This window comes from Isoptericola maris (genome assembly GCF_048065335.1).
Classification (GTDB): Bacteria; Actinomycetota; Actinomycetes; order Actinomycetales; family Cellulomonadaceae; genus Isoptericola; species Isoptericola rhizosphaerae.
The window spans coordinates 86,366-106,673 of sequence record NZ_JBLUNY010000008.1; the positions used below are offsets into that span (position 1 = coordinate 86,366).

Annotated in this window: 20 protein-coding genes; 19 read left to right on the forward strand and 1 reads right to left on the reverse strand. The window is 74.0% G+C overall.

The genetic code is table 11. From position 1 onward, the window contains the following. Positions 1–17: 17 nt before the first annotated feature. The 19 genes from ACH5HR_RS12625 (at position 18) to ACH5HR_RS12715 (ending at position 19,332) form a co-directional block, all read left to right on the forward strand. Positions 18–1,142 carry an Rv3626c family coenzyme F420 biosynthesis-associated protein gene (locus ACH5HR_RS12625; protein ID WP_416478156.1) on the forward strand — a complete coding sequence of 375 codons (1,125 nt, stop codon included), beginning with the start codon at positions 18–20 and terminating at the stop codon, positions 1,140–1,142. An 11-nt stretch (positions 1,143–1,153) separates the two neighbouring features. Further along, positions 1,154–2,062 carry a tRNA lysidine(34) synthetase TilS gene (gene tilS, locus ACH5HR_RS12630; protein ID WP_416478158.1) on the forward strand — a complete coding sequence of 303 codons (909 nt, stop codon included), beginning with the start codon at positions 1,154–1,156 and terminating at the stop codon, positions 2,060–2,062. A gap of 97 nt (positions 2,063–2,159) precedes the next feature. Further along, positions 2,160–2,423, forward strand: coding sequence for a TilS substrate-binding domain-containing protein (locus ACH5HR_RS12635; protein WP_416478159.1), 264 nt, complete (start codon positions 2,160–2,162; stop codon positions 2,421–2,423). Positions 2,424–2,426: 3 nt separating this feature from the next. Further along, the gene (hpt, locus tag ACH5HR_RS12640) at positions 2,427–2,978 is read left to right on the forward strand and encodes a hypoxanthine phosphoribosyltransferase (protein WP_402374123.1); all 552 of its coding nucleotides are present in this window, start codon (positions 2,427–2,429) and stop codon (positions 2,976–2,978) included. A gap of 110 nt (positions 2,979–3,088) precedes the next feature. Further along, positions 3,089–5,203 (forward strand): ATP-dependent zinc metalloprotease FtsH, encoded by a 2,115-nt coding sequence (gene ftsH / locus ACH5HR_RS12645; protein WP_416478161.1) that lies wholly within the window; start codon positions 3,089–3,091, stop codon positions 5,201–5,203. A 38-nt stretch (positions 5,204–5,241) separates the two neighbouring features. Further along, positions 5,242–5,829: a GTP cyclohydrolase I FolE gene (folE, locus tag ACH5HR_RS12650; protein WP_402374527.1), complete on the forward strand. Its 588-nt coding sequence runs from the start codon at positions 5,242–5,244 to the stop codon at positions 5,827–5,829. 5 nt (positions 5,830–5,834) lie between these two features. Beyond that, positions 5,835–6,770, forward strand: a complete 936-nt coding sequence (gene folP / locus ACH5HR_RS12655) for a dihydropteroate synthase (protein ID WP_402374127.1) — start codon at positions 5,835–5,837, stop codon at positions 6,768–6,770. Continuing rightward, complete coding sequence (gene folK / locus ACH5HR_RS12660) at positions 6,767–8,773, forward strand: 2-amino-4-hydroxy-6-hydroxymethyldihydropteridine diphosphokinase (protein ID WP_416478163.1); 2,007 nt, start codon at positions 6,767–6,769, stop codon at positions 8,771–8,773. Before folP ends, folK begins: the two co-directional genes overlap by 4 nt. Before the next feature lies 1 nt (position 8,774). Next, entirely contained in the window at positions 8,775–9,248 is a 474-nt protein-coding gene (locus ACH5HR_RS12665) for a DUF3180 domain-containing protein (protein WP_416478165.1), read from the forward strand. A 268-nt stretch (positions 9,249–9,516) separates the two neighbouring features. Next, the gene (locus ACH5HR_RS12670) at positions 9,517–10,128 is read left to right on the forward strand and encodes a hypothetical protein (protein ID WP_402374133.1); all 612 of its coding nucleotides are present in this window, start codon (positions 9,517–9,519) and stop codon (positions 10,126–10,128) included. Beyond that, on the forward strand, positions 10,125–11,150 hold the full coding sequence (locus ACH5HR_RS12675; RefSeq protein ID WP_402374135.1) for a peptidoglycan-binding domain-containing protein: 1,026 nt from the start codon (positions 10,125–10,127) through the stop codon (positions 11,148–11,150). The genes ACH5HR_RS12670 and ACH5HR_RS12675 overlap by 4 nt, the downstream gene beginning before the upstream one ends. Further along, positions 11,150–11,776, forward strand: a complete 627-nt coding sequence (locus tag ACH5HR_RS12680) for an ABC transporter ATP-binding protein (RefSeq protein WP_402374137.1) — start codon at positions 11,150–11,152, stop codon at positions 11,774–11,776. Before ACH5HR_RS12675 ends, ACH5HR_RS12680 begins: the two co-directional genes overlap by 1 nt. Then, complete coding sequence (locus tag ACH5HR_RS12685; RefSeq protein ID WP_416478167.1) at positions 11,773–12,864, forward strand: hypothetical protein; 1,092 nt, start codon at positions 11,773–11,775, stop codon at positions 12,862–12,864. The genes ACH5HR_RS12680 and ACH5HR_RS12685 overlap by 4 nt, the downstream gene beginning before the upstream one ends. Before the next feature lie 57 nt (positions 12,865–12,921). Beyond that, on the forward strand, positions 12,922–13,497 hold the full coding sequence (locus tag ACH5HR_RS12690) for a PH domain-containing protein (protein WP_402374141.1): 576 nt from the start codon (positions 12,922–12,924) through the stop codon (positions 13,495–13,497). Then, entirely contained in the window at positions 13,494–15,194 is a 1,701-nt protein-coding gene (locus tag ACH5HR_RS12695) for a PH domain-containing protein (RefSeq protein WP_416478169.1), read from the forward strand. Before ACH5HR_RS12690 ends, ACH5HR_RS12695 begins: the two co-directional genes overlap by 4 nt. Then, positions 15,191–16,174: a Rossmann-like and DUF2520 domain-containing protein gene (locus tag ACH5HR_RS12700; RefSeq protein ID WP_416478171.1), complete on the forward strand. Its 984-nt coding sequence runs from the start codon at positions 15,191–15,193 to the stop codon at positions 16,172–16,174. The genes ACH5HR_RS12695 and ACH5HR_RS12700 overlap by 4 nt, the downstream gene beginning before the upstream one ends. Next, positions 16,171–17,169, forward strand: a complete 999-nt coding sequence (gene panC / locus ACH5HR_RS12705) for a pantoate--beta-alanine ligase (RefSeq protein WP_402374147.1) — start codon at positions 16,171–16,173, stop codon at positions 17,167–17,169. Before ACH5HR_RS12700 ends, panC begins: the two co-directional genes overlap by 4 nt. Before the next feature lie 79 nt (positions 17,170–17,248). Next, positions 17,249–17,659 carry an aspartate 1-decarboxylase gene (panD, locus tag ACH5HR_RS12710; protein ID WP_402374529.1) on the forward strand — a complete coding sequence of 137 codons (411 nt, stop codon included), beginning with the start codon at positions 17,249–17,251 and terminating at the stop codon, positions 17,657–17,659. Then, complete coding sequence (locus ACH5HR_RS12715) at positions 17,656–19,332, forward strand: L-aspartate oxidase (RefSeq protein ID WP_402374149.1); 1,677 nt, start codon at positions 17,656–17,658, stop codon at positions 19,330–19,332. Before panD ends, ACH5HR_RS12715 begins: the two co-directional genes overlap by 4 nt. Positions 19,333–19,351: 19 nt before the next feature. On the opposite strand, the gene nadC is transcribed toward ACH5HR_RS12715, so the two are convergent. Then, positions 19,352–20,287, reverse strand: a complete 936-nt coding sequence (gene nadC, locus ACH5HR_RS12720; protein WP_416478173.1) for a carboxylating nicotinate-nucleotide diphosphorylase — start codon at positions 20,285–20,287, stop codon at positions 19,352–19,354. Between the last annotated feature and the right edge of the window lie 21 nt (positions 20,288–20,308).

Below are 20,308 nucleotides of genomic sequence, written 5' to 3' on the forward strand. Positions count from 1 at the left end.
CCGGTTACCGTGGACCCGTGACCGCACCGAGCACCGCCCTCGTCGACTGGTCGACGGCCGCGCAGATCGCCCGTCGCGTCGCGCGGCCGGGACCGGTCGCCACGCGCGGCGAGCTCGACGACCTGGTCGGCGGGCTGCGCACGGCCGCCGCCGACGCCGTCCCGCACGTCCTGCGCGTCACCCGGATGCGGCCGGCGGCGCCCGTCGAGCGCGACCACCACCCGGACGGCAGCCTGCGCCGCGTCCGTGTACCGCGGCCCGACCTCGGCGACGTGCGCGTCGTCGACCGCGCCACCTGGGCCCTCGCCAACAGCCGCTCGATGGCCGCGATGACGGGACCGGCGCTCGCGGGGCTCGGCCGGGACGCGCCGTCGGCCGGGTCCGCCGCCGCCAGGCTGGCCGGCGCCGCCGAGGTCGGCGGGCTCCTCGCGCTCCTCTCGTCGAAGGTGCTCGGCCAGTTCGACCCCTACGGCGAGGGCCGGCCCGCCCTGCTGCTGGTGGCGCCCAACGTGCTCGCCGCGGAGCGGGCGCTCCGCCTCGACCGCCGCGACTTCCACCTGTGGGTGTGCCTGCACGAGCAGACCCACGCGCTCCAGTTCGCCGCCGCACCGTGGCTCGCCGAGCACCTCGCCGGGCGGCTCGGCGGGCTCCTGCAGGAGGTCACCTCCACCTCCCTGGGACTCGCCCACGCTCCCTGGCGGGACAAGGCCGCGCTGGTCGGCCGCACGGTGCTCGACGCCGTGCGGGGCGAGCTCACCACCCCGCTCGACCAGGTGCTCGGGGCCGAGCAGAAGCGCGAGCTCGCCGAGATCACCGCCGTGATGGCCCTCCTGGAGGGGCACGCCGACGTGATGATGGACGCCGTCGGCCGCCGGGTGGTGCCGAGCGTGCGCACGATCCGTGCCCGGTTCGAGAAGCGGCGGGACGGCGAGGGCGCACCCCGGTTCGACGCGGTGCTGCGGCGTGTGCTCGGCATGGACGCCAAGCTGGCCCAGTACCGCGACGGCGCCCGGTTCGTGCGCGCCGTGGAGACGCTGGCCGGACGTGACGCGCTGAACGCCGTGTGGGCCGCGCCCGAGCATCTGCCCTCCGCCCGGGAGATCTACGACGCGCGCGCCTGGGTCCGCCGGGTCCACCCCTGAGGACGGCGACGGTGGCCCGCGTCGACCCCGCTCTCGCCGCCGCCCGCGCGGCGGTGCGCGCCGACCTCGCCGACCTGCCGCGCGACGCCCTGGTGCTCGTCGCGTGCTCGGGCGGCCCGGACTCGCTGGCGCTCGCCGCCGCCGTCGCCACGGAGTCGCGCCGGGTGGGCCGGTCCGTGCGGTCGGCGGGGCACACCGTGCGGGCGGGCGCCGTCGTCGTCGACCACGCCCTGCAGCCCGGCTCCGACGGCGTGGCCCGCCGGGCCGCGCAGCAGTGCCGCGAGCTGGGGCTCGACCCGGTGCTGGTGCGCCGTGTCGCGGTGGACCCGGCGGCGGGCGGGCTGGAGGCTGCGGCCCGCGACGCCCGGTACGCGGCGTTCGACGACGTGGTGGCGGCGACGGGTGCTGCCGCGGTGCTGCTGGGGCACACCCTCGACGACCAGGCCGAACAGGTGCTGCTGGGGCTGGCCCGGGGGAGCGGGACCCGGTCGCTGGCGGGGATGCCGCGACGTCGTGGTCCCTACCGCCGACCGTTCCTCGGGCTGCGGCGTGCCGAGACGGAGCGGGTGTGCGCCGTCGTCGGCCTGGAGCCGTGGCAGGACCCGACGAACGACGCGTCCGCGGCCGGCGCACCGCTGCGCTCGCGGGTGCGCGGGCTGCTGCTGCCGGCGCTCGCCGACGTGCTCGGCCCTGGCGCCGTGGAGGCCCTCGGCCGCAGCGCGGACCAGCTCCGCGACGACGCGGAGCTGCTCGACGCGCTCGCGACCGACCTGCTCACTGCCGCCCGCCTCCCGCTCGAACCTTTTACCGATGTCGGTAGTTCGGGGGGGGGGGGGGGGGGGGCCCCGGCGGGCGCGGCCCCCCCCACCGCCCCCCCCCCCCCTCCCCCCTTCCCCCGTGGGGGGTTGTGGGGGCCGTGATCGGCAGTCCGCACTGCCGATCTCGACACGAACTACCGACATCGGTAAAACGCATGAGGCGCATGCGGCGGACGAGGCGGGCGCGGGCGCCGCCGTCGTGCTCGACGTCACACCGTTGGCCGAGGCGCCCGCCGCGCTGCGCCGTCGTGCACTGCGGGCCGCGGCCCTGGAGGCCGGATGTCCTGCGGGGTCGACGACGTCGCGGCACGTCACCGCGCTCGACGCCCTGGTCGTGCGGTGGCGCGGGCAGGGCGAGGTGCACCTGCCCGGTGGCGCACGAGTCACCCGCGCGTGTGGCAGGCTGGTCCTGCGCTCGGGCACGGTTCCCGGCGCGGAACCCACCCCGCACCATGAGGAGTAGCCCGTGGACCAGTCGGACGTCGCCGGCGACCTCGCCGACATCCTGCTCACCGAGGAACAGCTGGGCACCCGGCTGGACGACATGGCCGCCCAGATCGACGCGGACTACGCGGGCAAGGACCTGCTGCTCGTCGGTGTCCTCAAGGGTGCGGTCATGGTCATGGCCGACCTCTCGCGCCGCCTCCACCACCCCGTCTCGATGGACTGGATGGCGGTGTCGTCCTACGGCTCCGGGACCAAGTCGTCCGGCGTCGTGCGGATCCTCAAGGACCTCGACACCGACCTGTCGGGCCGCAACGTGCTGATCGCCGAGGACATCATCGACTCGGGCCTGACCCTGTCCTGGCTGGTGCAGAACCTGCGCTCCCGCGGCCCGCAGTCGGTCGAGATCGCGACGATGCTGCGCAAGCCGGACGCCGCGAAGGTGGACGTCGACGTGAAGTACGTCGGGTTCGACATCCCGAACGAGTTCGTGGTGGGCTACGGCCTCGACTATGCCGAGAAGTACCGCAACCTGCCGTTCATCGGGACGCTGGCACCGCACGTCTACTCCTGACGTGCGCTGAGCCCTGCGCGAACACACCGGGAACTTTCAGGACGGCCGTGTAGTTTCGCCTATCGAACCACCGCCCGGACGAAGGGAAGCGGGGCACCGCCCCGTCACGGATGAACCTCAAGAAGATCTTCAGCGGACCGATCATCTGGATCGTGCTCGGCCTGGTGCTCGTCGCGCTCGCGTTCTCGGCCTTCACCGGCGAGAACGTGAGCCGGGTCGAGACGTCCCAGGGCCTCGAGCTGCTCGAGGGTGACACGGTGGAGCACGCCCTCATCGTCGACGGCGAGCAACGGGTGGAGCTCGACCTCACCGAGCCTTACGTCGTCGACGCCGACACCGACGACGAGGTGGACCACGGCGAGAAGGTGGACTTCTTCTGGGTGGCGCCCCAGGGCGAGGACGTCGTCGCCGCGGTCGAGGGCGCCGACCTGGCCGAGGGGTACGACACCGACGTCCCGCAGGCGTCGTTCCTCGGGTCGATGCTGTCGTTCCTCGTGCCGTTCCTCATCATCCTGGCGATCTTCTGGTTCGTCATGTCCCGCATGCAGGGTGGCGGGAGCCGCGTCATGGGCTTCGGCAAGTCGAAGGCGAAGCTGATCAGCAAGGACATGCCCCAGGTGACGTTCGACGACGTCGCCGGCGTGGACGAGGCGGTCGAGGAGCTGCACGAGATCAAGGAGTTCCTCGCCGAGCCGGACAAGTTCCAGGCCGTCGGGGCGAAGATCCCGAAGGGCGTCCTGCTCTACGGTCCGCCCGGTACCGGCAAGACCCTGCTCGCACGCGCCGTCGCGGGCGAGGCGGGCGTGCCGTTCTACACGATCTCCGGCTCGGACTTCGTGGAGATGTTCGTCGGTGTCGGCGCCTCGCGCGTCCGTGACCTGTTCGAGCAGGCGAAGAACAACGCCCCCGCGATCATCTTCGTCGACGAGATCGACGCCGTCGGCCGCCACCGCGGCGCCGGCATGGGCGGCGGGCACGACGAGCGCGAGCAGACGCTCAACCAGATGCTCGTCGAGATGGACGGGTTCGACGTCAAGACGAACGTCATCCTCATCGCCGCCACGAACCGTCCGGACATCCTGGACCCGGCGCTGCTGCGGCCCGGCCGCTTCGACCGGCAGGTTGCCGTGGAAGCACCCGACCTCAAGGGCCGCGAGCGGATCCTGCAGGTGCACGCCCAGGGCAAGCCGATGGTCGACGAGATCGACCTGGCCGCCGTCGCGCGCCGCACCCCCGGGTTCACCGGCGCCGACCTGGCGAACGTGCTCAACGAGGCCGCGCTGCTCACCGCGCGCTCCGGTGCCCAGCTCATCGACGACCGCGCGCTGGACGAGGCGATCGACCGCGTCATCGCCGGGCCGCAGAAGCGCACCCGCGTCATGAAGATCAAGGAGCAGAAGATCACCGCGTACCACGAGGGCGGCCACGCCCTGGTGGCGGCGGCCATGCGGTACACGGACCCCGTCACCAAGGTGACGATCCTGCCGCGCGGCCGGGCCCTCGGGTACACGATGGTGATGCCCACGGAGGACAAGTACTCCACGACGCGCAACGAGCTGCTCGACCAGCTCGCGTACGCCATGGGCGGCCGCGTGGCCGAGGAGATCGTGTTCCACGACCCGACCACCGGTGCGAGCAACGACATCGAGAAGGCCAGCGCCATCGCCCGCAAGATGGTGATGGAGTACGGCATGAGCGACAAGGTCGGGGCGATCAAGCTCGGCTCGGCGTCCTCCGAGCCGTTCCTCGGCAAGGACATGGGCCACCAGCGGGACTACTCCGAGTCCGTGGCGGGCACCGTCGACCACGAGGTCCGCCGGCTCGTGGAGTCGGCGCACGACGAGGCCTGGGAGGTCCTGACCCAGTACCGCGACGTCCTGGACGACCTGGTGCTGCACCTCCTCGAGAAGGAGACGCTCAACCAGGCCGAGCTGGCCGAGATCTTCGGCCCCGTCACCAAGCGCGAGGCGCGCGACGTGTGGCTCTCGAGCGAGCAGCGCGCCGTGCACACGCGCGGACCGGTCATGACCGACGGCGAGAAGGCCGCGTACTCGACCAACGGTGCGCCGGGCGTCCCGCAGGACGAGGCCGCCGTCGTCGGCAACGTCGAGGCGGAGGCCGCGGCACGGTCCGACGTGAGCGGGCGCGTCTCGCGCGCTGCCGGCGGGGAGCGGGACGCCGGCGAGTCCCGGACCGGCGACGACGGTACCGAGGAGAGCCCGTGAACGCGGAGGGCTCGCCGGTGACGCCGGTGTCGATCGGGATGCGCCCGGCCGCCGAGGTGCCGGCCTACGACGCCGAGCGTGCCGAGGCCGCCGTGCGCGAGCTGCTGATCGCCGTCGGCGAGGATCCCGAGCGTGAGGGCCTGCGGGACACCCCGGCACGGGTCGCCCGTGCCTACCGGGAGATCTTCGCGGGGATCCGCCAGGACCCGGAGGACGTCCTGACCACCACGTTCGACCTCGGTCACGAGGAGATGGTGCTGGTCAAGGACATCGAGCTGTACTCCACCTGCGAGCACCACCTGGTTCCGTTCCACGGCGTCGCCCACGTGGGCTACATCCCGAGCACCGACGGCCGGATCACCGGGCTGTCCAAGATCGCCCGCCTGGTCGAGGTCTACGCCAAGCGGCCGCAGGTCCAGGAGCGGCTGACCACGCAGATCGCCGACGCCCTGGTGCGCATCCTGGACCCCCGCGGCGTCATCGTCGTCGTCGAGTGCGAGCACCTGTGCATGTCGATGCGCGGCGTGCGCAAGCCCGGCTCGCGGACCGTGACCTCCGCGGTGCGGGGCGGCATGCAGAACGCCGCGACCCGTGCCGAGGCGATGAGCCTCATCCTGGGGCGGTAGCGCGCATGGCTGGACGCGACGCCGTGGTCGCCGGGCTCCCCGAGCTGACGGGGGCCGGACGCTGCCTCGTCATGGGGGTCGTCAACATCACCCCCGACTCGTTCTCCGACGGCGGGGAGTGGTTCGAGCCGGACGCGGGCGTGCAGCACGGCCTCGACCTGCTCGCCGAGGGCGCGGACATCCTGGACGTGGGCGGAGAGTCGACCCGGCCCGGGTCCGCGCGCGTCAGCGAGGACGAGGAGCTGGCGCGGGTGATCCCCGTCATCGGACGTCTCGCCGCGACCGGAGCCGTCGTCTCCGTCGACACGACGCGCGCCGCGGTCGCCGAGCGCGCGGTGGCCGCGGGCGCCAGGATCGTCAACGACGTCTCCGGCGGGCTCGCCGATCCCGCGATGGCGGACGCCGTCGCGGCGACCGGGGCGGCCTACGTCGCGATGCACTGGCGCGGCCACGCCGACGTCATGGACGACCTCGAGGTGTACGACGACGTCGTCGCGGACGTGCGCTCCGAGCTCGGCGCGCGCCTCGCCGCCCTGCACGACGCCGGAGTGGCGCCCGAGCAGGTCGTCCTCGACCCGGGGCTCGGTTTCGCGAAGGCGGGCACCCTGAACTGGCCGCTGCTGGCACGCCTCGACGCGCTGCAGGCGCTCGGCCGGCCCGTGCTGGTCGGGGCGTCGCGCAAGCGGTTCCTCGGACACCTGCTCGCGACCGCCGCGGGCGACCCGGCGCCCCCGCTGGCCCGGGACGACGCGACCGCCGCGATCTCGGCGCTGGCCGCACACGCCGGGGCGTGGTGCGTGCGCGTGCATGCCGCGCGTGCGAGCGTGGACGCCGTGCGCGTGGCAGCCGCCTGGGATGCGGCGCGCACCCCCCAGGAGAAGACCTTCCCGGAGCGCGACGCCGTCGCGACACCGGGCCACGAGACGGAGGCCACCCCGTGACGTTTGCCGATGCCGTACCCGGCCCGGACGGGCAGCCCCTCGACCAGATCCGGCTGTCGGGCGTGACCGCGACCGGGCACCACGGCGTGCTCCCCGAGGAGCGTGCCGAGGGCCAGACGTTCCGCGCCGACGTCGTGCTGCACCTGGACACCCAGGCCGCGGCGAGCTCGGACGACCTGTCCGCGACGGTGAGCTATGCGGAGGTCGCCGAGGACGTGCACGACGTGCTCGCCGGATCGCCCGCCGACCTGGTCGAGACCGTCGCCGAGCGGATCGCCGCGGTGGTGCTCGAACGTGGCGCCGTCCGGGCCGTGGACGTCCGCGTGCACAAGCCGCAGGCGCCTATCAGTGTGCCGTTCGACGACGTCGAGGTCGTGGTGCGTCGCGACCGCGCGCGGATGCCCGCGGTCACCGCCTTCGCGACGCAGGAGCCGGCGGCCGTGGCCCACGAGCCCGCCCCGGTGCCGCCGGTCCCGGTGCCGTCGACACCGGAGCCGGCCGCGCCCGAGCCGGCCGCCGAGCACCCTACGGAGCACTCCACGGAGCACCCTGCCGACGTCCCGGACGTCGGCGAGACGATGATCTCCGCGGTGCCCACGCAGTTCGCGCCCGCCCCGGGGCAAGCCGCCCCGGCGTCGGTGGCCGAGCCCGAGGCCGCGCCGGAGCCCGAGCCGGCCGCGCCGTCCGATCCGTTGGACGCCGTGCCCACCGGTCCCGTCGAGGCGGTCCTCGCCCTCGGGTCCAACCTCGGCGACCCGCAGGGGACGCTGCGCGCCGCCGTCACCGACATCGACCGGATCCCGGGCCTGCAGGTCATGGAGGTCTCTCCGCTGGCCCGGACCGCCGCCGTCGGACCCGATCAGCCCGACTTCCTCAACGCGGTGCTGATCGTGCGGACCACGCTGCCGCCGCGCGACGTGCTGGGCGCGTGCCAGGAGGTCGAGCTGGTGCACGGCCGCGTCCGCGACGAGCGGTGGGGACCGCGCACCCTGGACATCGACCTGGTGCAGTACGACGACCTCGTCGCGAGCGCCGAGGACCTCGAGCTGCCGCACCCTCGGGCGCGCGAGCGGGCGTTCGTGCTGGTGCCGTGGGCCGAGGTCGACCCGGACGCCGTCCTCGGCGGGCTCGGTGGCGGCCCCGTGGCACAGCTCGCGGCGACCGCCCCGGACCGGCCCGGGATCCGCTGGCTGGCGCTGGACTGGCTGACCGAGCCCGCGACGACGGGCGCCGTCGCCGCTCAGCCGCAGGCGGCGGCCCAGGCCGAGCCAGAGCCTCAGCCCGAGCCGGAGCCGGCCGAGCAGCCTGACCCGCTGCCCGTCCGGGACGGTCGCTCGCCCCAGCCCGCGGGCGGGCCCTACACGCCGGCGCAGGGCGACCCGGCCGTGCCCCAGCCTGTCCAGCCCGCACCCGGTCAGATGCCTCCGTCCGTCCCGGTGCCGCGGCACGACGACCCGCCGACCGCAGGGCCGACGGGGCAACCGGGTCCTCAGGCACATGCTGAGCAGCCGGGGCAGACATCGGCCGAGCCGCTGCCGACGGACGCCGGCCCGGCAGGCTGGGCGTATGAGCCGCAGGAGGTGCCGGAGCGGCAGGAGCCACCCGCGTTCGTCCCGGCCGCGCAGGAGCCGGCCCCGTACGCACCGGAGTCTCAGCCGGTCTACGTCGATCCGCAGCCGGAGTACGCGCCGGAGCGGCCGTACGAGCAGCACTCGGACTACGCGGCGGAGCCGGGCTACGTGCCGCAGCCCGAGTACGCGGCCGAGCCCGGCTATGCGCCGCAGCCCGAGTACGCGCCGGAGCCGCCGTCCGTCCAGGGCACCCGGCCGCAGCCGGTCTACGCCGACCCGCACCGCTCGGCGGCCCCGCCGTCGGTCCCACCCGCCGGTGTGCACCCGCCCGCCCCGTCGTACCCCGCGCAGGACGAGCAGGCGTTCATCCCGGCGCCGCACCAGCACGCCCCGATCCCGCCCGCGCCGGACGGCGAACCCGGGCGCTCCTGACGTGCGTCGCACCCGCGTGCGCACCCTGGCCGCCGTCGCGGCGGTCGTCGCCGTCGTCGGCGCGCTGCTGCTGCGCCTGCTGGAGTCGCGGCGGGTCTACCTGCCGGGCGCCGCGTGGATCGAGATCTTCGCGATCCTCCTGCTGGCCGGGCTGATCTTCGGGGCCGGCTGGTCGGTGCGGGCCTACCTGCGCGGCGACCGGCCGGACCTTCCCGGTCTGCGTGCCGCGCGGACCTTCGCGATGGCCAAGGCCGCCTCCTACACCGGGGCGCTGCTCACGGGCCGCTACGTCGCGCACGTGCTGGTCGTGCTGCCGCAGCTGGAGGTCGAGGCCCGGCGCGACCAGGCGGTCGTCTCCGGCGTCGCGGCCCTCGCGGCCGTGGTGCTGAGCGTGGTGGGCCTGGTCGTGGAGAAGTTCTGCGAGGTCCCGCCGCCCGAGGACGACGACGGCGAGGCAGAGGCGATCACGTCCTGAGGGCGGCACGGCACCCTTGCCTGCAGGCCCACATCTGACTTGACCTCCGCAGTGACATATCACTACCTTTCGGGCATCGGAGCGCTCCACAACGATGGGAGCGCTCCACAACCATGGGGGAGCACACTATGCGCGCACTCATTCGCGCGACGGTGGCCGTCCTGGCCTCGTCTGGCATCGTCCGCGGAGTGCGGGCCAAGGCCGGAGCCGCAAACTCCGCTTGGTACACCTACTGATGCAACGGATTGCCACGAGGGCTGCCTCGGTCGTGACGTTGGCCGTGTTCGTTCTGGCGGGATGCGCAGCGCCTGAGGAGACAGCCGACGCGACTCCGGAGCTGTGGCGGGCTCAGATCGATCAGGTCTTGGTCGATGAAAGTGAGCATGTGACCGAAGATCACCGCCAGATTCTCGCGGACTACAACGTCAGCGAAGCCGAGTACGGTGAACTCCGCCAGCACTTGTCGGACTGTCTTTCCGGGCATGGAGTCGAGCACGATTTGGACCCGGATCAGGGTGGAAGACTCGAGACGGCGGATATCGCTGGGGACGACGACGGTTCCCGAACACTCGAGCTGGTGACCGAATGCATGGACAGCACAACAGGACCTGTCGAGGCGATCTATCTCGGTATGCGAGAGAATCCCGAAGGGCTCGCTCAGGGTGAGGCGATGCGCCGCTGCTTGGACGAGTCCGGGGCGACGGAGCTTGCCGGCGTGCCGGGGGACGAGCTGGACCGGCAGATCAAGGCCGCCGAGATGCAACCGACCACCCCGGAGGCGTTGGTCTGTCTCCACGATCCGTTCGGGACACATGGCCTCACGCCCGATGCCGCAAGCGAGATGTCGGCCGACAGTCAGGTTGAGGTCGGCGGCGAGTGAACGGGCGTGGGGGCGTACGGGTCGCACTCTCCGCGGTGCTGCTGGTGGTCGTGGCACTGGCCGCTGGCGGCGTGACAGCGGCACTGCTCCTGCTACCCGGTCCCGTCGAGGGAGCTTCGGCCGAGACGTTCGCAGACGAGGGCGCCGTAGCGGTGACGTCCGAGACCTACGACGGCGCCCGGCAGGTCTCGGTGCTGGCCACCGTGAGAGCACCGGAGTCGTTGACGGTCGCCGACACCGGCCGGGTGACGGCGTCGGCCTGCGAAGAGGGTGAGAGCGTCGAGTCCGGTGACGTCCCCCTCGTCATCGACGACCGGCCCGTCGTCGCCCTGGCCACCGACGTGCCGCTGTGGCGCGACCTGCAGTCGGGTTCCCGGGGGCCTGACGTTCTCGCACTGCAGGAGGAGCTTGCCCGGCTGGGGCACGACCTGGAGCCGGGAGGCTACTACGGGGCAGCGACGCAGGCCGCGGTGCGCGCAGTCCAGGACGATGCCGGGGACGGCCGACCTGGCGGTGTGCTGGTCGCGGCCTCTGTCCTGTGGCTGCCGGGCTCCGACGTGGTGGTCTCCGAGTGCCTCGTCCGGGTGGGCGACCGGGTCACCGAGGGCGAGGTCGCGACGGTCTCCGGGGGCTTGACCGAGCTGACGGTGGTCGAGCCGCCCGGGGAGGGTTGGGTGGTGCGGTTCGACGGCTCGGTCGCGGAGATCGACGGCGACGGCGTCGTGCGTGACACCCGGTTCCTGGCCGCGGTCGAGGGCAGTGAGCAGTTCCAGCAGAGCCAGGACGAGGGGACGGACCGGTTGACGATGGAGATCGCCCTCGCGCAGGAAGTCGACGTGGCGGTGGTGCCGCCGTCGGCGATCGTCTCGACCGGAGACGGGCAGGGCTGTGTCCAGACCGACGACGGCGAGGCGCTGCGCGTGGAGGTGGTGGCGTCGTCTCTGGGGCAGACGATGGTGCGTCTCGTCGACGCGGAACGACTGCGGTCGGTCCGGGTGCAGCCGGACGGGGTGGGCTGTTGATGCCCGCGCTGCGCGCGACCGGGCTCGCACACCGCTTTCCTCCGGACGGGCTGCTCTTCGAAGACGTCGACATGGAGCTGCGTGCGGGAGAGCTCGTGGCTCTCGTCGGGCCGTCCGGATCGGGAAAGTCGACGCTGATGGCGATCCTGGCAGGATGGCTCGTGCCCTCCCGCGGTCAGGTCGTCCGGGAGGGTCTCGTGCACACCGGCTGGGTCTTCCAGAACCCGCACGGATCGGCCCGGCGCAGCGCACTGGACCACGTCGTGCTGCCGCTGCTGGCCCGAGGTCGGTCCCGGCACACTGCTGAGCCGGAAGCACGGCGGATCCTCGCGAAGTTCGGTGTGTCGGACAGCGCTGAACGCCCGTTCCGGGCGCTCTCGGGCGGCGAGGCGCAGCGGCTCATGCTCGCTCGCGCCGTAGCCACGGCACCGGACCTGCTCCTCGTCGACGAGCCGACCGCACAGCTCGACCTGGCCACCTCGGCGACGGTCAACCGAGTGTTGGCACAGCTGGTGCAGGACGACACGGCCGTGCTCGTCGCGACACACGATCCGGCCACCCGCGATGCCTGTACCCGCGTGATCGACCTGGCAGAGTTCTCGCCCGCCGTCCGTGCGTCGGCATGAGCATGAAGGCTCGTTCAGTAGCCGGTGAGGCGGCGCGGAACCTGGTGACCGGGACCACGCGAGCACTCTGGTGGGCGCTGGCGTTCGTCGTCCTCGTCGGCGGCCTGGCTGTGGCCGATGCCCGGGTGCTCGTGCGGGTCTGGCAGGACGCCGACGCCTTCCGGTCCGCCGGAGCGGCCGTGCTGACCCTGGCGTCCGAGCGTGAACAGGTCGTGGACGGAACACGGTGCCAGGGACTGAGCGGCGTGTCGCGGCTGGCCGGAGCAGGTGCCCTGCGGCCGGGCACGCCCATCCGTGCGGCGAACATGCCGAGCTCGGACCTGACGGTGTGGGAGGTCACCCCGGGAGTTCTTGAGCTGCTGACGTCGACGGCGCGTCCGACCCAGGTGGTGACAGGCGCGACGGGAGGCATCTGGTTGGCGGACGACCTTGCCGCCGCCCTCGGCGCGTCAGCCGGGGACGATCTCGTCACCACCGACGGGCGCGTGCGCATCGCCGGCGTGTACAGCTGGCCGGACGACGGTCGCGACCGAGTGCTGGCCTACGCCGCCGTCGTCGCGGTCCCGGCATCGGGGACGTTCGAGCGGTGCTGGGCCGAAGCCTGGCCGGCGGACGAGGACGCCGCCGGACTGCTCTACTCCGCGATGTCTCCGGGCGCGGACGACCCTCGCCTCGGGCAGCTCAATTCCCAGCGAGGGAGCACCTACGACCTGACCGGGTCGGTCGACTCGCGTCCCACGGCGACCGCTCCCGCCGCGGCCGCCGTCGTGGGGCTCGTCCTGGGCTGTGTCGCGGTCCGCGCTCGGCGGCTAGAGCTTGCCTCGGCCTTGCACGCCAGGGTGCCGAAGCGTCTGCTGTCCTGGCAGCTTCTCCTGGAGGCCGGGTGCTGGCTTGCCGCAGCGCTCTCCGTGACGGCTGCGGCAACCGGCGTCGCGGCCCTGCTCGGCAGCCCAGGACCGTTTCTCGAGACGTGGGCGACAGCCGGGATGACCGCCGGTGCCGGCGCGGCGGCGACGTTGATCGGCACGCTGGTCGGGGTGCTGGCGACCCGGGAGAAGCACCTGTTCCGCTACTTCAAGGAGCGTTGATCAGTCCGAGCCGGAGCCGATGCTGTTCCTTCCCGCGGTCGGTGCCAGGATGGAGCCATGAGTAGTCCCCATTCCTCGCCGGTGCCGCCCGGGGCCTCCGCAGACGGCGCGACGTCCGTCTCGCCGTCTGCCACCACCGTGCCCGATGCCGCCGCGGGACCGTTCGATCCGGCCGGCGTCACCTGGGACCGTCTCTCGCCGCGACTGATCACGGCGCGGCTCGTCGTCCTCGCCCTCATGCTCGGCGTCCCGATCATCGCCTGCGCGATCGTGGCGGTGCTGGTGACCCCGTGGGTGTGGATCCCCGCCGGCGTCCTGGCCGCGCTGCTGCTGTGGGCGGTGCTGCTCGTTCCCCGGCAGGTCCGGGCGATGGGGTACGCCGAGCGTGACGACGACCTGCTGATCCGCAAGGGCATCCTCTTCCGCCAGCTTGTCGTCGTCCCCTACGGCCGCATGCAGTTCGTCGACGTCGAGGCGGGTCCCCTCGACCGCAAGCTCGGCATCGCCAAGGTGCAGCTGCACACCGCGGCCGCGAGCACGGACGCGGTGATCCCGGGCCTGGCTCCGGACGAGGCCGAGCGCCTTCGTGACCGCCTCACGGCCCGCGGCGAGGCGAGGCTGGCGGGCCTGTGAGCGACCAGGAGTGGCGCCGGGTCCACCCGGTCACACCGTTCGTCCGCGGCTGGGCGGTCATCGTCGCCCTGCTCTTCATCGTCGCCCAGCAGAGCTTCGACGGTGTCCCGTACGGCGAGATCCTCGACGACGTGGCGCGGTTGTGGTGGGTATTCGCCCTGGGTGTGCTGGGGCTGCTCGTCGTGATCTTCGGGTACGCGGCGCTGGCGTGGCGCATGACCAGCTACGCGGTCGACGACGACGCCGCGCACCTGCGCAAGGGCATCCTGTTCCGCCAGCAGCGCCACGCCCGCCTGGACCGTCTGCAGGCGGTGGACGTGCGCCAGCCGCTGCTGGCGCGCATCTTCGGCCTGGCCGAGCTGACGTTGGAGGTCGCGGGCGGCACCGACTCCGCGGTGGCGATCGGGTTCCTGCGCCTCGACGAGGCGACGGCGCTGCGTGCGGACCTGCTCGCACGGGCCGCCGGGGTGAAGGCGCGTCGCAGCGGGACGGCGCCGGCGACCGCTGCGGCAGCCGGTGCCGGGGGCACGGCGACCGCGACGGTCGGGACGGGCGACGGGACCGGATCGGCAGTCGCGGACGTCGGGGCTCCCGACGCTGACGCTCCCGACGGCGCGGCTCCCGACGCCGCCGCTCCTGAGGCTCCGGCGGGTCCCGACGCCCCGGCGGACCAGCCGCCCGACACCGACGACGCCCCGGCCGCGGTGCTCGCCGCGCCGGTCGAGGCCCCGGAGAACCAGGTCTACGAGGTGCCGCCGGGACGGCTGGTGGCCTCGCTGGTCCGGCTCCCGGCGGTCTGGCTCGCGCTCGTCGCGCTCGTCGCGGTGGGCGTCGTCGTGGCCGTGACGCGCAACGTCGGGATCTTGTTCTCGATGCTGCCCGCCCTGCTGGGTGTGGCCACGTTCCTGTTCAACCGGTTCGCGGGGGAGTTCGGCTTCCGTGCCGCGGTGTCCCCGGACGGCATCCGCCTGCGGCACGGTCTGCTCGAGACCCGTGCGCAGACGATCCCCCCGGGCCGGGTGCAGGCCATCGAGCTCACACAGGGCATCTGGTGGCGTGGCAAGGACTGGTGGCGCATCAAGGTCAACGTCGCGGGGTACGGCATCGAGGGCACGGACACCCAGAGCGTCCTGCTGCCCGTCGGGCCGCGGGAGGAGGCGCTCACCGCGCTGTGGCTCGTCCTGCCGGAGCTCGGCACCCCGGACCCGGCCGCGCTGGTGGACGAGGGCCTCACCGGAGACTCCCGCACGGACACGAGCTTCACCACGAGCCCTCGCCGCGCGCGGATCCTCGACCCTCTGACGTGGCGCCGCAACGGCTTCGTCGTCACCGACCGGGCGCTGCTGCTGCGCGGCGGGCGCCTGACGCGCCGGCTCGCGGTGGTGCCGCACGAGCGCACCCAGTCGCTCGGCCTCGGGCAGGGGCCGTGGCAGCGACGGCGGGGCGTGGCCTCGTTCACGGTGCACTCGACGCCCGGCCCGATCAGCCCGGCCGTGCACCACCTGGACGCCCCGGACGCGGCGCGGCTCATCGCGGAGCAGGCGGTGCGCGCCCGCACGGCACGCGCGCACCAGACCCCGGAGCGCTGGATGGAGACGATGGCCGCGGTCGCTGCCGCCAGCGGCGACGACCGGCCGGAGCAGGACGCCGGCACGCCGCCCGGGCCCGCCCCGGTGCGACCCGAGGGCGACGCGTGAGCGTCGTACCGCCGTCGGGCACCCCGTCGGGCACCCCGGCGGGGGCCGCCCGGCCGGGGCGCCTCGGCGTGGGCGTCATCGGTGCGGGGCGCGTGGGCGCGGTGCTGGGCAGCGCCCTGCGCTCGGTGGGGCACGCCGTGGTCGGGGCGAGCGGCGTCTCGGACGACTCGCGCGAACGCATCGAGACCCTCCTGCCAGGCGTGGAGAACCTCGAGATCCCGGAGGTCGTCGAGCGGGCGGAGCTCGTCCTGCTGGCGGTGCCCGACGACGCGCTGGCCGACCTGGTCGCGGGCCTCGCGGAGGTGGGCGCCTGGCAGGGCGGGCAGATCGTGGTGCACACCTCGGGCCGCTACGGCACCGGCGTGCTCGCCCCGGCGCAGCGTGCGGGCGCCATCCCGCTGGCGATCCACCCGGCGATGACGTTCACCGGGACGTCGCTCGACCTCGCCCGCCTGACCGGCTGCACGTTCGCCGTCACCGGACCGGGTGCCGTGCTGCCGATCGGTCAGGCGCTGGTCGTGGAGGTCGGCGGGGAGCCCGTCGTCGTCGGCGAGGCGGATCGCGGGCTCTACCACGCGGCCCTCGCGCACGGGTCGAACCACCTGGTGGTCCTGGTGGCGCAGGCGGCGCAGGCCCTGGAGGCCGCCGGGATCGAGCGGCCTGGCCGGGTGCTCGCCCCGCTGCTGGGCGCCGCGCTCGACGGCGCGACACGCTCCGCTGACGTGCGTGACGGCGTCGGCCCCGGCGCGGTCTCGGCGCTCACCGGACCGGTGTCCCGCGGAGATGCAGGCACGGTGTCGACCCATCTCGAAGCCCTCGGCGACCTCGCCGCGCGGACCGGGGCGACCGACGTCCCGGACAGCTACACCGAGCTCGCCCGGGGCGCCACGCGGCGCGCGCTGGCGAGCCACCGGATCGACGACGCCGCGGCCCGCGCGCTGCTCGACGTCCTCGACGAACCACGCAAGGAGCAGGAATGAGCACGCCGGCCCACGACGCGCACGGCGCCGACGACGAGACGTCGTCGCACGACGGGTCCGGCGGGCACCGGCTCCCCGTGGTCGTCGAGACCCGGTCCCGGCTGCAGGACGCCATGGCCACCTGGGCGCTCACCGCGCCCGAGGCCACCGACCGGCGCGCGGTCGTCATGACGATGGGTGCTCTGCACGAGGGTCACCTCGACCTGGTGCGCCGGGCCCGCTCCGAGGCGGGGCCGGGTGGCCAGGTGCTGGTGACGATCTTCGTCAACCCGCTGCAGTTCGGGGCCGGCGAGGACCTGGACAGCTATCCCCGCGACCTCGAGCGGGACGTCGCGCTGCTCGCCGGCGCGGGGGCCGACGTCGTCTACGCGCCGACGCCCGACGTCGTCTACCCCGACGGCGACCCGGTCGTGCGCGTCAGCGCGGGCCGGATCGGCGAGGTGCTGGAGGGCGCGTTCCGGCCGGGGCACCTCGACGGGGTGCTGACGGTGGTGCTCAAGCTGCTGCACGTCACCCGCCCGGACGTCGCGCTCTTCGGTCAGAAGGACGCCCAGCAGCTCCTGGCCGTGCGCCGCATGGTGCGCGACCTGGACCTGGACGTCGAGATCGTCGGCGTGGCCACGCGGCGCGACGAGGACGGTCTCGCGCTCTCCTCGCGCAACGCCTACCTGTCCGACGCCGAGCGCCGCTCCGCGCTGGCGCTGTCCCGCGCGCTGCGGGCAGGGGCGCAGCAGGCGGCCGCCGGCGGGGGCGCCGCGGCGGTCCGGGCGACGGCCTCGGGAATCCTCAACGAGGCCGCGAGCGTTGTGGTGGACTACCTCGCGCTCGTCGACCCGGATACCGTGGAGGAGGTTCCCGCCGAGCACACCGGACCCGCGCTCCTGCTCGTCGCGGCACGCGTGGGGACCACCCGACTGATCGACAACCAGGCCGTGGACGTCGTCGCGCCTTCCGACGGCAGCGAAACCCCAGGCCAGGAGGCATCTCGTGACTGACCAGACTGCTTCGTCCGTGGGCTCGCAGGCTCCCGCACCGGGCGCGCCCGCGCGCCGGCCGGCCTCGCTGCAACGCCCGATGATGATCGGCAAGATCCACCGCGCCACGGTCACCCAGGCGGACCTGCACTATGTGGGATCGATCACTGTCGACACCGACCTGCTCGAGGCGGCGGACCTGATCGCCGGCCAGCAGGTCGACGTCGTGGACGTGGACAACGGCGCGCGGCTGACCACCTACGTCATCCCCGGCGAGGCCGGCTCCGGGCAGATCAGCATCAACGGCGCCGCCGCGCACCTGGTGCACCCCGGCGACACCGTGATCATCATCGCCTACGGGATGCTCTCCGACGCCGACGCGCGGAGCTTCCTGCCGCACGTCGTGTTCGTCGACGGCGAGAACCGGATCGTCCAGGTCGACGACGACCCGGGCCAGGTGCCGGACGGCTTCGGGCTGGTCAGCTCCGGCATCCCCGTCGCGGCGCGGTGAGGCCCGCCCGGCTCGCCCGCTCCCTCGCCGCTCCCGCGCCGGGCTGGACGACGCGCGCCGACGCCGTCGTGGTCGGGTCGGGGATCGCGGGGCTCACCGCCGCGCTCGAGCTGCGCACGCGCGTGCCCCGGGTGCTGCTCGTCACCAAGGCGGAGCTGTCCTCGGGGTCGACGGTGTGGGCGCAGGGCGGGATCGCCGCCGTGCTGCACCCCGACGACACCGCTGCGGCACACCTGCACGACACCCTCGTGGCAGGCGGTGGGCTGAGCGATCCAGCGGCCGTGGAGGTGCTCGTCACGGAGGGCCCGGACCGCGTCCGTGAGCTGGTGGGACGCGGTGCGACGTTCGACCTGGCGGCCGACGGCGGCATCGCGCTCACCCGTGAGGGCGGTCACCGGGCGGACCGGATCGCGCACGCCGGAGGTGACGCCACGGGGGCGGAGATCTCCCGCGCGCTGGTGGCGCAGATCGAGGCCGTCCAGCACGACCCCGGCATCGAGGTGATCGAGAACGCCCTGGTGCTGGACGTCCTGACCGGGGCGCCGTCGTCGGACGGTCCGGGGCCGGTGGCCGGCGTGACCCTGCACGTGCGGGGCGCGGGGTCGCGCGACGGCGTCGGGGCGGTCCTCGCGCCGACGGTCGTGCTCGCGACCGGGGGAGTGGGGCAGGTGTTCCGGTCCTCGACGAACCCGCCCGGCGCGACGGCGGACGGCATCGCGGCGGCGCTACGGGCCGGCGCCGAGCTCGGCGACCTGGAGTTCGTGCAGTTCCATCCCACGGTGCTGTGGCTCGGCGCCGGGGCGCGCGGGCAGCTGCCGCTCATCAGCGAGGCCGTCCGCGGCGAGGGGGCGCTGCTGCTCGACGTCGCGGGGCAGCGGTTCATGCCCGACGCGCACCCGATGGCGGAGCTGGCTCCCCGCGACGTGGTCGCGCACGCGATCGTGCGGCAGATGGCGGCGACCTGCGCCGACCACGTGCTGCTGGACGCCCGCGCGCTGGGGGCAGACTTCTTGCGCCGCCGGTTCCCCGGCATCACGGCTCGTCTGCTCGAGGCCGGCATCGACTGGACCGAGGAGCCCGTGCCCGTGGCTCCCGCCCAGCACTACCACTCCGGCGGTGTCGTCACGGACCTGCGGGGCCGGACGTCGGTCCCGGGCCTCTACGCGGTCGGCGAGGTGGCGTGCACCGGCGTGCACGGGGCCAACCGGCTGGCGTCCAACTCGCTGCTGGAGGGGCTCGTGTTCGCGCAACGGGCCGCTGCGGACGTCGTGCAGCGGTACGAGGCGGGTGAGCTGCGTGACGCGCCGGAGGCCGCCGAGCGTCCGGGCGACGCGGCCCTCGTCGCCGCCGCGGCCCGCTCGCGGGTGCAGCGGGCGGCGTCCGACGGCGCCGGGCCGGTCCGTTCGGCCGCGTCGCTGGAACGTGCGGACGCCGCGCTGGCCGGGGTGACGACGTCGGCCCACCGGGAGGCGGACGTCGTCGCGGCGCCGCAGGCCGCGGAGTGGGAGACCACCAACGTCCACCAGGTCGCGCGGGCGCTGGTGCGCGCGGCGTGGGTGCGCACGGAGAGCCGTGGCGGGCACTTCCGCACGGACTTCCCGGACCGTGACCCGGCGTGGGAGCGGCGGGTCACCGTCTCGCTCGACACCGACGGCACCCTCCTCGCGAGGTAGTACCGCCCCGAGGTAGTACCTACCCCCGCAGGTCCAGCCCGAGGTCGAGGATGGGCGCGGAGTGCGTCAGCGCCCCGACCGAGAGATAGTCCACCCCGGTCGACGCCACCTCGCGTGCCCGGTCGAGCGTGAGGTTGCCTGTCGCCTCCAGCTCGACGCGCTGCGCCACGCCGTCGTGCCCCTCGCGCTCGCGGACCGCGGCGACGGTCGCGGCGAGCACCGCGGTGGGCATGTTGTCCAGGAGCAGGAAGTCGGCGCCCGCGTCGAGGGCCTCCATGGCCTGCGCGGTCGTGTCGGCCTCCACCTGGACGAGCACGTCGGGGAAGGTGTCGCGCACCGCTCGGATCGCGGCGGCCACGCCGCCGGCGGCGATCACGTGGTTGTCCTTCACCATCGCGACGTCGTAGAGCCCCATGCGCTTGTTCGTCCCGCCGCCCGCCCGCACGGCGTACTTGTCCAGCGCCCGCAGGCCGGGCGTGGTCTTGCGCGTGTCGAGCACCTGGGCCCCGGTCCCGGCGAGCTCGCGGGCGAAGGCGGCCGCCGCGCTCGCCACCCCCGACGCCCGCGAGGCGAGGTTGAGCAGGGTCCGTTCCGCGACGAGCAGCACCTGCGTGCGCCCGGTCAGCGTGGCCAGCACCTGGCCGGGGACAACGGCGGTGCCGTCGTGGACGTGGAACGTCACCTCGGGCACGGGGAGGCCGAGACGCCCGGCGGTCTGCCGGAGGGTCTCGGCGACCACCACCAGACCGGCGACGGTGCCCTCCTCGCGGGCGACCAGCTCGGCGGTGCCGGTGGCCGACGTCGGCACGGTGGCCTGGGTGGTGACGTCCCGGCCGGGTGCGGGGCCCAGGTCCTCGTCGAGGGCGGTCTCGACCGTGCGCGCGACCCAGTCGGCGTCGAGGCCGGGGACGACGGCAGCGGGGGAGTGGTCGGGGAGGCTCTCGGGCGTGCTCACGGCGCCACGGTACCGGCCGCC